The organism is Pseudomonas sp. Root71 (assembly GCF_001429045.1).
Lineage (GTDB): Bacteria > Pseudomonadota > Gammaproteobacteria > Pseudomonadales > Pseudomonadaceae > Aquipseudomonas > Aquipseudomonas monachiensis.
This window is the reverse complement of the sequence record NZ_LMHY01000003.1, coordinates 201135-214792: the sequence shown is the minus strand read 5'-3', so window position 1 is coordinate 214792 and position 13658 is coordinate 201135. Positions and strand designations below refer to the sequence as shown.

The following is a 13658-nucleotide window of genomic DNA, read 5'->3' as shown; positions in this document are numbered from 1 at the left end:
TGGTTGTTGTAGTTGGACAGGAAGCCTGAGTATTGCTCYTTCTCAGTCACTTTCGAGGTGCAACCGCCTAGCAGCAGACTGGCCAGCGTGGCGCCGACGAGCAGTTTTCGGGACAGATTCATAGTGGTGTTTACTCCTTGGAAGAAATCTTCGTTCTTTTGTTTACAAGACATCAAAATCGCCAGGTCATGTTTCCGCTCAAGGCTTGAATCCAGGCATTGTCKAATTGACCGGATACTCGATTGCCCGATACGGATTTGGTCTGCTCAACCGGCATGTCGCCGAGCCAGACCATGGCCCAACTGACGTTGACATCGGTGTCCTTGTCCAGAGCATAGGTGGCCCCGGTGGCAATACGCCAGGATTCGTTCATCGGCACGACTACACTGCGGTTACTGTCCGAGACGGCGCTGCTGTCGTARGCCACGCCGAAGTTCCACAACCACTGCTCGGTGGCCTGGTATTGCGTGCCAAGGGAGAGGTGCCAGGTGTCCTTGAAGCCGGCGTCGACGGTCTTCGATTGCGAKCCGAACGCCGTGGTGTCGACCTCTACGGCGATGTCGCCGAATTCCGACCAGTCCTGCCAGTTGGCCGAGGCCAGCAGTGCCCATTGTCGGTCCAGTTGCTGGAACAGGCTCAGGGTGACGGTTTGCGGCACCTTCATGTCCAGTTCGGTGTTGGTGTTGTTGACTCTGTCGAGCAGACGTCCGTCGCCCTTCACATCAAGCCGGTCCTACCAGGGTGACGGTTTGCGGCACCTTCATGTCCAGTTCGGTGTTGGTGTTGTTGACTCTGTCGAGCAGACGTCCGTCGCCCTTCACATCAAGCCGGTCCTTGAAGTCCAGGTCGACCTGGCTGGTGTAGGTCAGGCCGATGCGCGTGCCGGGTTGCGGGGCGTAGATCACACCGACGTTGGCGCCATAGCCCCAGGTGTTGTCCTGATACTTGTATTGGCCGTCAGCGCGGTCAGTGAAGCCGAAAGGGGAGCGGTCGATGGCGGTGTCGGCCTGCAACATGCCGTACATGGCCTTGACGCCGAGGCCGACCGACCACTGCTCGTTGAAGCGATACGCCACGCTCGGTACCAGTGACAAGCCGAGCAAGCTGGAGTTTTGTGCGAAGTAGCGGCCGGACCAGTCGTTGTCGTAATTGAGCGCCAGGCCGAAGTCACCATAGGAACCGAAACCGACGCTCCAGTGCTCGTCGAGTTCATGGCTGATGAAGAAGCTGGCGCCGGGCATCGGATCGAGGGCATTGCCACTGCCTGTGCCCGGGGTGTTGGTGCCGGAGTCGCGGTCGAAGCTCAGGTCGCCGTACAGCACCTGCAAGCCACCGGTGATTTGCGTGCCCGGCAGAAAACTCATGCCCGCCGGGTTGCTGGCGATGGTCGAGGGGCCTTGGGCACGGGCGGCGGCACCGGCGTTGGCCAGGCCGGCGTTATCGGTGCCGATTTCATAGAGCATGATGCCACCGGCCCAGGCTTGTTGGCAGCACAGGGCAAGAAGCGCAGAAGTGGGCAGGGCAGCTGTTTTTATTGGCATTGAAATCCCTCAGCAATTGTCCATTTCGAATACGGGTGGACTGCACCAGCCACCCGTGGATTCGGCTGTTATTTGGCCATCTCTGCCCGAGCCGCGGCGATCTTGGCTTTAACCGAGTCGAGGTTGAAGCTTGCGCCTTTTTGCATCGGCGGGAACTCGATCGCCGTTTCCGCCAGTTTGGCCACCTGTTGCTGGACGAACACGAAACGCCAGAACTGGAACTTGAACCAGTCGAAGTACTGTTGCGAACCCTGCGCGGCCTGGTTTTCCGGCCAGCCCATGCGCTCGAACGGGTCGAGTCGAAGGTTGGTCAGGATCGGCACATCCACAGCAACTTTAGCTCCCATCCAGCCACCCGGTTGGTCGATGAAGCGATATTTGTAGTCGTCTATGCGCACTGCACCCAAGGCGCTCTCTCCAAAGTAGAAGATTTCATGGCGGTTCGACGGTCCTTTTCCGGTGATCATTGGAGTTTGATCATAGCCGTCCAGATGAACTTTGTAGGTGGTGTCGCCCAATTGTTTGCCTTTGAGCAGTTCGGCGGTAATGTTCGGGTTGCCCGCCGCCGCGACCAGGGTCGGGAACCAGTCCATGCCGGACATGATGCCGTTGGCGACCTGGTTGGCCGGTACCTTGCCCGGCCAGCGAATGATCGCCGGCACCCGGAAGCCACCTTCCATCACCGTGCCCTTGCCCATGGCAAACGGCGTCGTACCGCCATCGGGCCAGGTGAAGTTCTCGGCCCCATTATCGGTGGTGAAAATGACGATGGTGTTGTCGTCCATGCCGTCTTTCTTCAGCTTCGCCAGGACGTCGCCGACGATGTCATCGAGCTGCGCCATGCCGGCTTCCTGTTCCGACCAGCCATTTTCCGAGTTGCGCATGGCCTGGTACTTGTCGGACAGGTGCGTGACGATGTGCATGCGGGTCGGGTTGAGCCAGACGAAGAAGGGTTTGTTGTCCTGTTTGGCCTTGTCGATGAACGAGAAGGCCTTGTCGCGAATTTCCTCGTCGACGGTTTTCATCCGCTCCGGATAGAGCGTGCCGGCGTCTTCGATTTTCTGCTTGCCCACCTTGCCCCAGCGTGGCATCACCGTCGTGTCATCGGTGGTGGAGGCCCAGCTGTGGACCATGTTGCGTGGGCCGACACTGTCCAGCAGCTCCTTCGGATAATTGGGGTGCGCCGGGTCTTCCATGGCATCGAGGTGGTAGAGGTAACCGAAGAATTCGTCGAAACCGTGGACGGTGGGCAGGAACTGGTTGAGGTCACCCAAGTGGTTTTTGCCGAACTGGCCGGTGGCGTAACCCATGGCCTTGAGGGCGGTCGCGATGGTCACGGCTTCGGCAGGAATGCCCACGGGCGAGCCAGCCTGGCCGACGGTGGTCATGCCTGTACGAATCGGCAGTTCGCCGGTGATGAAATTGGCGCGTCCAGCGGTGCAACTGGCTTCGGCGTAGTAATCGGTGAAACGCATGCCTTCATTCGCCAGTTGGTCGAGGTTGGGGGTTCTGCCGGCCATCATGCCCTGGTTGTAGACGCCGATATTCGACCAGCCGATATCGTCGCCCATGATCACTAGAATGTTGGGGGCCTTGTCGGCGGCCAGGGCCTGACCGGGAAACGCCATTGCAGACAGTAAAAGGGGGACTGCAAACATCGAGGAAAAGGTTGTCCGGTTCATGTCGAGCTCCTGCGCACTAGCGTGAGTACATAGAGACGAGCCCCCAACCGTCGTTGAAATGCGTTACCCCCCGCGAAGAGCGTAGGTTTGAATTTCGAAATATCCAGTAGTGAATAGTCAGAAAGTTAGTGTTTCAGGCACATTGCCGCGAAATGGCTTTCCGGCAATGGCGACGTCAGAGGGGAAGGCAGACGTTTGTGTTACCAGCGAAACATCGGCAGCGGCCGCAGCGGCGAGCGGATGAGCTGCCGGGCGGAAAGCTTGATCAGCATCGAGTGGAAACCGTGATCGGGAAAGGTCGCCTGCACGGTTTTGATGAAGCTGCGGGGCAAGCCGAAACGCACCAGGCCCAGGGATACGTCCACCAGGTCGGCCTGGCGGAAGGGTTCGACACTGTCGGCGTAGACACCGCGATACCGGCGCAGCTTGTGATGCTCAAGTATCAGCGCGCTGACTTCATCTTTCAGTTCCGGTCGTTGCCGGTTGTCGAGGTACTCGGTGGCCAGGGCGATGGACGGGGGCAGGTAGTCGAGGGTGTCATCGGTCCAGATACCCAGGTCATGAAACGCCGCCGCGATTTGTACCGCGTCCGGGGGCAGGCCTTCGGCACCACGCAGGGCACCATGGAAATTCAGCACCCGGTAAATATGGTTGCGGTAGCCCTGAAGGTCGGCCCCGATGGCCAGGGCGAACGAAGTGAGAATCTCGTCGGTGAGGGGGAGTTCGAGAAGAGGTGTCATCAGGCGTCACGCAACAGGTCGTTGGCATTGAGCAGGTCGTAGGCGATCTCCGGGCGCTTTTCCATGGCCCGGCGAATGGCGGCGGGGATGTTGGCGCGGGTCTTGCGGCACAGCCCCGGCAGTTCGCCAACCTGGATGCCGATGCCGCGCATGGTGCGCACTTCGTTGAAACCGGGGGCGATGTGCACGCGGATACCCAACTGTTCGAGCATGCGCCGTTGCAGGTGCTCCAGATCGCTCAGGCTCTGCAGGTTCTCCAGGCGCTCGATCAGGCGTTTTTCTTCGTTGCGGGTCAGAAACAGAATGCGCAGGTCCGCCCCTGGTGTTTCCAGCAGCGGGTCGCGCCCGCAGTCGCAGGCGCCGGGCGGGCAGGGTGAGCGGATCGCAGCAGTGGTGGTCATGGGAATCAATCATAGAGCGCAGTGATCGAGTTTGCCCATAGGGATTTTTGGGGAGATGCAAAGCAATGTGGGAGCGAGCTTGCTCGCGATGGCGTCGTGTCAGGCAACAGTGATGTTGACTGCAAAAACGCTATCGTCGGAGCGCCGCCCGGAGCAAGCTCGCTCCCACAGGTGTTGCGGTGAAACTGCGTGACCTATTTCAGTACCAGCATCCGATAAACGCCGTCTTCGACTTCGATCCCGTGGGTGTCATGGGTGAAGCCGGGGAAGGATTTGTCGAAGGCTTCCAGTGCCTTGAGATACGCCAGCAACGGACCGTCCGCAGGCCCTGCGTTCTCACCCGGCATCAGCAGCGGGATGCCTGGTGGATACGGCACGATACCGGTCGCGGCAAGACGCCCGGCGGCTTCGTTGAGCGTCACCAGTTCGATGTCGTTGCGCACCAGTTTTTCGTAGGCCTCCACCGGGCTGAACTCGGCTTTTGGCAAGGTGCCGAAGGCCTGGGACATGTTGGCGGTGGTCTTGTGCTTCTTCATTGCGGCGAAGATTTCGTTGGCCAGATCCTTCAGGCCCATGCCGGCATAACGATGCTGGTTGGCGTTGTACAGGTCGGGCAGGCACAGCTCGAGCTCGGCGTTGTCGTCGTAGTCACGCTTGAAGTCGAGCAGGGCGTTGAGCAGCGTGCCCCACTTGCCTTTGGTGATGCCGATGGAGAACAGGAACAGGATGGTGAAGTCGGTGGTTTTCTCGACCACGATACCCTGACGGCCCAGGTACGCCGTGACCACGCAAGCGGGGATCCCGGAGGCGAGCAGGTTGCCGTCGTCACCCATGCCCGGGCTGAGCACCGAGACCTTGATCGGGTCGAGCATGCAGTAGCCGTCTTCGATGTCGCCGAAGCCGTGCCAGACCGCGTTCGGGTGCAGGACCCAGCAGTTCGGGTCGGTTTTCAGCGTGGCCGGGTCGACCTCATGGAACGGCACGGTCGCTGCGCCAACCTGTACGGTCGGCGGCTGCCAGCAGGTGAAGAACCAGTCGTCCTTGCTCAGCATCTCGTTATGCATGCGCGAGAGCACCTGGCGGAAGCTGATGGCTTCTTCAATCGACTCGTTGGTGAGGATCTGCCCGCTCGGTGCCTCCATCATCGCCGAGCTGACGTCGCAGGACGCCATGATCGCGTAGTTCGGCGAGGTCGAGGCGTGCATCATGTACGACTCGTTGAAGCGCGCATGTTCGATCGGGTTACGCCCGTCACGCACGTGGATCATCGAGGCCTGGGACAGGGCGGCCAGCAGCTTGTGAGTCGACTGGGTGGCGAACACGGTCGGCCCGGACTTGTCATGATCGGCCGGGTCGCCGTGCATGGCATGGCGTCCGCTGTACAGCGGGTTGAAACGCGCATAACCGTACCAGGCTTCGTCGAAGTGCAGGCGGTCCACGCTTTCACCCAGCAGTTCTTCGACGCGGGTGACGTTGTAGGTCAGGCCGTCGTAGGTGGAGTTGGTGACAATGGCGTGCACCGGCGTCGGGTCGATGCCTTGCTTGACCAGCGGGTTGTCGGCGATGGCGGCTTTCACGCCTTCGGCGCTCAGGGTCTGCGGCAGGATCGGGCCGATGATGCCGTAGCGGTTGCGGGTCGGTACCAGGTAGGTCGGAATCGCCCCGGACAGGGTCATCGCATGCTCGGCGGACTTGTGGCAATTGCGGTCGCACAGGGCGATCTGGTTGCGCGTGACGCTGGCCATGAGGATGACGCGGTTGGACATCGACGAGCCGTTGGTCACGTAGTACGTGCGGTGGGCGCCAAAGACCTTGGCGGCATAACGTTCGCCCTGGCCGATAGGGCCGCTGTGATCGAGCAGCGAACCGAGTTCGCCCACCGAGATCGACAGGTCGGAGCGCAGCAGGTTTTCCCCGAAGAACTCGTAGAAGGCCCGACCCGCTGTGCTTTTCAGGAACGCGGTGCCGCCGGCATGGCCTGGGGTGTGCCAGGAGTATTCATAGCTGCGGGCAAACTTCACCAGCGCGCCGAACATCGGCGGCAGGGCGGCCTGGCGATAGCGCTCGATGGCCGCCAGGATGCGCCCGCTGAGGAAGCGGGAGGTGTCCTCGGGCAGCCAGATGAAGTCGTCGGCGTGCTGCATGACCAATAACGGAATGCTCGACGCGGTGGTACGGTCGCTGATCAGGAACACCGGCACGCGGGTGTTGCGCTCGCGCAGCTTGACCAGCAATTTGGTGCAGTCGGCGTGGCCTTCGCTGGTGTCCATTTCCCAACGGATCAGCACGCATTGAATGGCAGGGTCCGAGCGCAGGATCGAGGCGGCATCGGTGAGGCTTTCCGAGGCCAGTACGCTGACACCACGTCCCTCTACGTCCTGGACCAGTTGGTCCAGGGCGCGGCCAAACACCGTTCGCTTGTCCGGCGGGCTGCTGACCAGTAGCGCCAGCATGCCCAGCGAGTGTTTATATTCCGTCATGCTTGAACCTCCATAGTGGCTGTATTCAGATTGTTCACCGGCACTGGCTCGGCAGTGAGGTGCTGCGCGCTGACGGTTTGCGTCGGTACGCTGTTGTTGAGTGCTTCGAGGCGGATCAGGCGGTTGTTGACGAAGCCGAACAGGGTGTAGCCAACGATCGTGGCCACGCCGCCCAGCATCAGTGCCTGTTCACCGGAACTGTACAGTGCCAGGTAACTGTAGGCCGCCGCGATCAGGGCGATGACGTTGGTGGCCAGTGCCTTGCCTTCCGGCACGTTGGAGACTTTCTGCATGGTCATCAGTGCGGCCATGGACAGGATGTACGGCACCAGGTTGGTGACCACCGCGAGGTTGACCAGGGTGTCGAACTGCTTGCTCAGGTCGGGGCTGATGGTGAGCAGGGCCAGCGCGGTCTGTGCCGCCAGCAGCACCAGCATGCCGACAATCGGCGTTCCCGCTTTGTTGCCCTTGGCAAAGATCGGCAGGAAGTAGCCGGTGTCGGCCGAGCTTTTGTACACCTGGGCGATGGTGAACTGCCAACCCAGCAGCGAACCGATGCAGGCGAGCACCATGGCCGCCATCACGATATCGCCGACCATTGGGGTGAACATCTTGGCGAACACCAGGCCGAACGGCGCGGTGGACGTGACCAGTTCTTCGTTGCCGACGATGCCGAAGATGACGTTGGTGGAGACGATGTAGATCACCGCCGCCCCCAGGGTGCCGCCCAGCACGGCAATCGGTACGTTGCGCTCAGGGTTTTCCACCGCGTCGGTGTTGGCGCAAGCCGATTCCAGGCCGAGGAAGGCCCACAGGGTAATTGCCACCGAGGCGCCTGCCGCTTCGAACCAGCCCTTGTCGTGGGGGTTCCATCCAGCGGCGTAAACGCTGCTGTCGAACCAGAACCAGCCCACCGTGGATACCAGTACCACCGGTGCAATCACCCCCCAGACCGTGACCGCGCCGATCCGGCCGGTAATGCGGGCACCGCCAAAGTTGGCGAAAGTGGTGATCCACAACAGGGCAATAGTGGCCAGGCCTACTTGCAGCGAATCAAGCTTTATCCCGAACAACACCTGGATGTAGCCGACGGCGGTAATACTGATCGCCACGTTGGCAATCAACAGCGAGAGACCGTAGGTGTAGTTGGTGATGTAGTTACCTGCTTTACCGAAGGTGTATTCGGCATAACCGCCCATGCCGCCGGTCTTGCGGCTGAGCATCCCGCATCGCGCAAAGGCGTAGGCCAGAGCGAGGGAGCCGGTGGCCGTTATCAGCCAGGAGAGGATAGAAATCGCACCGACTTCGGCGAGTTTAGTCGGTAGCAGGATAATTCCTGAGCCCAACATGTTGACGGCGGTCAACATTGTCAGTTGCCCCACACTCATTTTCTTTGCGACTGACATTCCGTTGCCTCACTTAGTTGGCGATTGAGAACCTTAGCTATAGCAAAGGTTTGAAATCCCGCAAGAAATTGACGACCCCCCATCCGGCTTTTTCATTTATTTGCAAAAAAGGCAGGATGCTGGCCCCCAAGTTTCAAAGTTATCTGCAAAATTACTTGGTTTTCAATTGGTTAGATAGGTCGAAATGCGCAAGATATGGATCGCATTAGTCCCGCTAGTAGTTGCGGGCATAGCCACTTCGGTTCAAGCAAAAGAACTGGCCGCCAAAGATCAGTACATGTGCAGTTGGGGGGCGGGCACCGCTGCAAGGGCACAGGAACTCAAGCTCTCAGGGGTTTCCTTGTATGCCGCCCGGCAGAAAATCCAGGTCTACAAGTTCGCTAAAAGCTGGATGCGCATGATGGCTCTTGGCATTACAGAGCAAACTTATGACAGTCCGTCGCGATTCAAACCGGCTGCTGTACGCCAGAGCTTTTATGAGGACTGCGTCAGGTACAAGTTGGCGCGTAAATAAAGAAGAAGCGGGCGTCGGTCGGATCGACCGCCGTGCGGGGCTGTGACGACTATATTGATTGACCATCCCAGCGACCCGATGGGGTGAAACCGGTTTTTTACAACTCAATCAGGAGGTCATCATGAGCCAGATCGATAAAGTGTTGTACACCGCCCAAACCCACACCACGGGCGGGCGTGACGGCGCGTCCCGCAGCTCCGACGGGATCCTCGACGTGAAGCTGTCGTCGCCGGGTGCGGGCGGTGGCGGAACCAACCCCGAGCAACTGTTCGCTGCCGGGTGGTCAGCCTGTTTCATCGGCGCCATGCAGGTTGCAGCCAGGGAAATGAAAGTGGCGCTGCCCAAGGATGTGGCGGTCGATGCCGAGGTTGACTTGGGCACCAATGAAGGCGGCTACCTGCTGCAGGCGCGGCTCAATGTCAGCCTGCCGGGGCTGGACCGTGAAACCGCACAGAAAATCGTCGACACCGGGCACCAGTACTGCCCGTACTCGAAAGCCACGCGCAACAACATCAATGTGGTGCTCAAGCTTGTTTAAGTTGACGTGAAAAGGTCTTGATCTAAAAAAAGATCGCAGCCTGCGGCAGCGCCTACGAAATCGGTGTAGGAGCTGCCGCAGGCTGCGATCTTTTTTTTGTGTTGCGATACTACGAGAAATTCAATTCATCTTGCTGTGATCATGCATCATCGTGCCGTGATCCATGGTGTTAATCGCTTTGGCAACGGCTTCTACCTGAATCGACTCTTTCTCGCCCTTGGCGTTTTCGACGGTCAGGGTCAGTGGCACCTTGTCGCCGTCCTTGATCTGGCCTGTGAGGTTCATCAGCATGATGTGATAGCCGTTGGGATCGAAGCTCACCGGCTTGCCGGCCGGCAGAGCCACGGAGTCCACCTGCTGCATCTTCATCACGTCGTCTTTCATGCTCATTTCATGAATCTGCACCAGCTTGGCGACCGGCGTTTGCACGCTCAGCAACTTGCTGTCGCTGCTGGCGGTGACGGTCATGAAGGCGCCGCTCGACGGCTGGCCGGCCACGGTGGCGCGGACCCAGGCGTCGTCGACCCGGGTTTGTGCCGAGACCTGAAGGGCCAGGCCGACCAGGGACAGGCCCAGTGCCAGTTGCTTGCAGCGTTGCACGAAGCGGTTTTTAGCCTGCGGGGCATTCATTTCAGCAAACCTCCATCACGGTGAGCAGGTCTTCTGCGCACTCTTTGGCCGTCAGGGACGCGGACAGTCCCAGGCGCAGATTGCCCCGGGAGTCGAAGACATAGCTGGTCGCGGTATGGGAGAGGGTATAGGTATCGCCGCTTGGGACTTTCTCAAAGAACACGCCGAATTCCTTGGCGGTGGCGGCGGTTTCTTCCAGCGTGCCGTACAGGGCTTCGAAACTCGGGTCGAAAGCCTTGACGTACTTGTCGAGCAACTCTGGCGTGTCGCGTTCAGGGTCGAGGGTGATGAAGACCACCTGCAGCCTTTCGCCATCGCGGCCCATCAGTTTCTTGGCCTGTGCGGCGCGGGCCAGGGTGGTCGGGCACACGGCCGGGCACTGGGTGAAACCGAAGAACACCATCGGCATCAGGCCGCGATAGCTGCCCAGCATCCGGGTTTCGCCCTCAGGGTTCTTGAGCTTGAAGTTACGCCCCATGATCTTGTCGCTGAGGTCCTTGCCGTAGTTGAACGACAGCTTGCTGCTGTCGTCGCAACCGGCGAGCAGGCCCAGGCTCAACAGGCCCATGCCTTGCAGGACAGTCCGGCGGGTATACAAAGTACTCATGAAAAAAAGCATCCTGTTGAACAGGCTGAAATGACAGCGTGATGACTGTACAGACGAAAAAATCGCAGGGATGTTAACAAACTGTGCCGGTGCCGGAGGTGCGGATACGACCATTGGACCGGCGCACAGGCGTGACATAGTGTCGCGCTGTCAGGGTGAAAGTGCTCTTGTGGCGAGGGAGCAAGCTCCCTCGCCACAAAGGTTCAGGGCAATCTGTCGGGTCGTTTTAACGACGCAGCTTCGCGCAATGATCCTGTTGCGGTTGCGCAGCGGTGTACCACACGTAATCCGCACTCTCGGCGGTCACGGTCTTGCCCGCTTCGGCCAGGATCAGCACCGCATTCCCTTCACCGGCACCCAGATCCTTCAGGTGCAGCGGCACCCCCAGGTCCTTGCGCACGTGGAAGGCACCGGCCAGCAGCAACGCAGGCTTCGGCGCGGCCATCAGGCGCTCGGCCATGCGCCGGTCACGTTGCTGCTGCACGGCGAGCATGGCCGGCATCTGCGCTTCGGGCAGCAGGCCGCAATGGGATTCGCGGATGTCGTCCAGCAAGGTCGCCTGCACCTGTTGAGTGGTGGATGCTTGCCCCGTGAGTAGCGGGCGCTGTTTGTAGATCTGCATGATCTGCGCGCGGTCCAGGTTCGCCGCCAGCAGCGGATACGGTTGCCGCAGCGCGTAGGTGACGAGTGCGCCATAAACACTCCAGTCCCAATTGGCCTGCCAGGCCAGCGCCTTGAACGCATCGATCGGTGGCTGGCCCGCGCGGGTCGCAGCTTGCGCGGCGTCGACCCTGGCCTGTTGATCTGGATTGAGCATTTCCATCAACAAACTGCCTTGTGGGCGTTGCGCCGCCAGTTCGCGCAGCAGCCACAATTGCAGGGCGTGGTGGTCCGGGTTGTCGTGCTGTTCACCGACCAATACCCGAGGTGCAACGGCCAGTCGTTCGACCAGTTGTTGCGGCGTCAACGTACGGCCCGTGGCGAGTTCGCGAATGACCCCAAGGTCGGTGTGATCACGGCCTTGCGGGGCGATCGGCGCCGGCAGTGGGGTGACCTGATGGGTTTGGCAGGCAGCCAGCAGGCTGAATGCACAGAGCAACACAAAGCGCATCGGTTTTCCTTATTGGTCTCAGCGCGCGATGATCAACGGGTGGCCACGTTCCGGGTGTTGCTGAATCAGCACTTCCAGACCATACACCGCCGCCAGCGCCTCGGTGGTCAGCACCTCTGCCGGTGGACCGTAGGCGTGGGGCAGGCCCTGTTGCAACAACAGTAGTTGATCGCAGTAACGTGCGGCCAGGTTGAGGTCGTGCAGGATCACCAGCACCGCGGCACCACGCTCGGCGAAGTCGCGCACGGCTTGCAAAATAGTGTGCTGGTGCAGTGGATCGAGCATCGATGTCGGCTCATCGAGCAGCAGGGTTTGCCCTTCGGCACCTGGCCAGAGCTGAGCGAGCACCCGCGCCAGATGCACGCGCTGGCGTTCACCGCCCGACAGGGCCAGGTAGCTGCGTCCGGCCAGATGAAGGGCATCGGCGGTCTTGAGCGCCTCGGCGACGATTTCGGTATCACGCACGCGGCCGCTGGCGTGGGGCAAGCGCCCCATGCCGACGACTTCATTGACCGAAAACGCAAAGTTCAGGCTCGAACTCTGCGGCAGCACGGCCAGGCGTTTGGCCCGTTCCTGACCCGGCCAGTCGGCGAGTGGACGCTCGTCGAGGCTGACCCTGCCTTCACTGGTCGCCAGTTCACCACACAAAGCCCCGAGCAGGGTGCTTTTGCCGGCACCGTTCGGCCCCAGCACGCCTAGCACTTCACCGGGGCGCAACTCGATATCGATGTTTGCCAGTACCGTGCGGTTGCCACGACGTACCAGCAAGTTGTTTGCCCGCAGCATCAGGAACGCCCTCGCACCAGCAGATATAGAAAGAACGGAGCGCCGATCAGTGCAGTCACGATGCCGATGGGCAGTTCGGCCGGCGCCAACAACAGGCGCGCCGCCAGATCGGCCAGCAACAACAGGCTGGCACCGGCCAGCAACGAGGCGGGCAGCAACACCCGGTGATCCGGACCCACCAGCAGGCGCATCAGATGCGGCACCACCAGACCGATAAAACCGATCAGCCCGGCCGCCGCGACGGCCGCGCCGACGCCGAGCGCCGTGCACAACACCAGCTCAAGCTTGATCCGCTCAATGTCAAAACCCAGGTGACGCGCTTCCGATTCACCCAGCAGCATGGCATTGAGCGCCGCCGCGCGACGGGGCAACCACAACGCCACGCCTACGGTGACAATCAACAGGGGCCACAAGCGTGGGTAACTGGCACCGTTGAGGCTGCCCAGGTTCCAGAACGTCAGGGTGCGCAAGGTCGCATCATCGGCCAGGTAGGTGAACAGACCGACCCCGGCACCGGCCATGGCCGTCATCGCCACACCCGCCAAGAGCAGGGTGGCGACGTCGGTCTGCCCGTTGCGGCGACCGAAGCGGTACACCAGCGCCGTGACAATCAAGCCGCCGGCGAAGGCGCTCACCGACAGCAGATAAGGTTCGATGGCCGGCGGCAAGCCACCGAGCAGGCTGCCGCCGACGATGGCGATGGCGGCACCCAACGCCGCACCACCGGAGACACCGACCAGACCCGGATCGGCCAAGGGATTGCGGAACAACCCCTGCATCGCCACGCCGGACAGCGCCAGTACCGAACCCACGGCGATGCCGAGCAAGCTGCGCGGCAGACGAATCTGCCCGAGGATCAACTCCGCCTGCTGCGTGTCGCCACCTTCGAGCGGCAACCCCAGCAGACGCATCCCGGCCAGCAAGGTATCTCCCGGCGGCAGGCTGACCGGCCCGAGGGCCAGGGACAGCCAGAACACCAGAACCAGCAACAACAGCAAAAAGATCAACGTCGGACGCGGCCGAAAAATGGCCGTCATGGGCTGATCCCGGCGGTCCGCGCTTTGGCGTCCGGGTAGAACGCCGTGGCACGGGCCGGCAGTGTCTTGATACGCATCGGGACTATTCCTTGGCCGATCAGAGGGGTTCGTAGCGGGTGATGATGCCATCGACGCCCGGCTTACGCACACGCCACGGTTCGGTCACGCCAGATCAGGTGTTTATG

The 13658-nt window shown here is 60.9% G+C and carries 12 protein-coding genes and 2 pseudogenes; 2 read left to right on the top strand and 12 right to left on the bottom strand.

Annotated features, from left to right (window positions below):
- The 7 genes and pseudogenes from ASD95_RS29590 to potE form a co-directional block, all read right to left on the bottom strand.
- Nucleotides 1-122: pseudogene (locus ASD95_RS29590) on the bottom strand (DUF3313 domain-containing protein); the annotation flags it as partial.
- Nucleotides 123-172: 50 nt separating this feature from the next.
- Nucleotides 173-1541: pseudogene (locus ASD95_RS05540) on the bottom strand (OmpP1/FadL family transporter).
- Between the two features lie 68 nt (nucleotides 1542-1609).
- Complete coding sequence (locus ASD95_RS05535) at nucleotides 1610-3223, bottom strand: arylsulfatase (RefSeq protein ID WP_056723126.1); 1614 nt, start codon at nucleotides 3221-3223, stop codon at nucleotides 1610-1612.
- A gap of 200 nt (nucleotides 3224-3423) precedes the next feature.
- Nucleotides 3424-3963 carry an HD domain-containing protein gene (locus ASD95_RS05530; protein WP_056723124.1) on the bottom strand — a complete coding sequence of 180 codons (540 nt, stop codon included), beginning with the start codon at nucleotides 3961-3963 and terminating at the stop codon, nucleotides 3424-3426.
- Nucleotides 3963-4364 (bottom strand): hypothetical protein, encoded by a 402-nt coding sequence (locus ASD95_RS05525; protein WP_056723123.1) that lies wholly within the window; start codon nucleotides 4362-4364, stop codon nucleotides 3963-3965. The genes ASD95_RS05530 and ASD95_RS05525 overlap by 1 nt, the downstream gene beginning before the upstream one ends.
- A 194-nt stretch (nucleotides 4365-4558) precedes the next feature.
- The gene (locus ASD95_RS05520) at nucleotides 4559-6844 is read right to left on the bottom strand and encodes an Orn/Lys/Arg decarboxylase N-terminal domain-containing protein (RefSeq protein WP_056723121.1); all 2286 of its coding nucleotides are present in this window, start codon (nucleotides 6842-6844) and stop codon (nucleotides 4559-4561) included.
- On the bottom strand, nucleotides 6841-8250 hold the full coding sequence (gene potE, locus ASD95_RS05515) for a putrescine-ornithine antiporter (protein ID WP_056723119.1): 1410 nt from the start codon (nucleotides 8248-8250) through the stop codon (nucleotides 6841-6843). Before potE ends, ASD95_RS05520 begins: the two co-directional genes overlap by 4 nt.
- 184 nt (nucleotides 8251-8434) lie before the next feature.
- On the opposite strand from potE, the gene ASD95_RS05510 reads away from it, so the two are divergent.
- Both ASD95_RS05510 and ASD95_RS05505 read left to right on the top strand, forming a co-directional pair.
- A complete protein-coding gene (locus tag ASD95_RS05510) occupies nucleotides 8435-8764 on the top strand; it encodes a hypothetical protein (protein ID WP_056723118.1) in 330 nt (109 codons plus the stop codon).
- Nucleotides 8765-8885: 121 nt separating this feature from the next.
- Complete coding sequence (locus tag ASD95_RS05505) at nucleotides 8886-9302, top strand: organic hydroperoxide resistance protein (protein ID WP_046040328.1); 417 nt, start codon at nucleotides 8886-8888, stop codon at nucleotides 9300-9302.
- Between the two features lie 120 nt (nucleotides 9303-9422).
- On the opposite strand, the gene ASD95_RS05500 is transcribed toward ASD95_RS05505, so the two are convergent.
- The 5 genes from ASD95_RS05500 to ASD95_RS05480 all read right to left on the bottom strand — a co-directional run bounded on the left by ASD95_RS05500 (nucleotide 9423) and on the right by ASD95_RS05480 (nucleotide 13473).
- The gene (locus ASD95_RS05500; RefSeq protein ID WP_056723116.1) at nucleotides 9423-9932 is read right to left on the bottom strand and encodes a copper chaperone PCu(A)C; all 510 of its coding nucleotides are present in this window, start codon (nucleotides 9930-9932) and stop codon (nucleotides 9423-9425) included.
- Between the two features lies 1 nt (nucleotide 9933).
- A complete protein-coding gene (locus ASD95_RS05495) occupies nucleotides 9934-10539 on the bottom strand; it encodes an SCO family protein (protein WP_056723114.1) in 606 nt (201 codons plus the stop codon).
- Nucleotides 10540-10765: 226 nt separating this feature from the next.
- Complete coding sequence (locus ASD95_RS05490; RefSeq protein WP_056723113.1) at nucleotides 10766-11650, bottom strand: ChaN family lipoprotein; 885 nt, start codon at nucleotides 11648-11650, stop codon at nucleotides 10766-10768.
- A gap of 18 nt (nucleotides 11651-11668) precedes the next feature.
- Entirely contained in the window at nucleotides 11669-12436 is a 768-nt protein-coding gene (locus tag ASD95_RS05485; protein WP_056723110.1) for a heme ABC transporter ATP-binding protein, read from the bottom strand.
- Nucleotides 12436-13473, bottom strand: coding sequence for a FecCD family ABC transporter permease (locus tag ASD95_RS05480; RefSeq protein WP_056723108.1), 1038 nt, complete (start codon nucleotides 13471-13473; stop codon nucleotides 12436-12438). Before ASD95_RS05480 ends, ASD95_RS05485 begins: the two co-directional genes overlap by 1 nt.
- Nucleotides 13474-13658 lie beyond the last annotated feature (185 nt).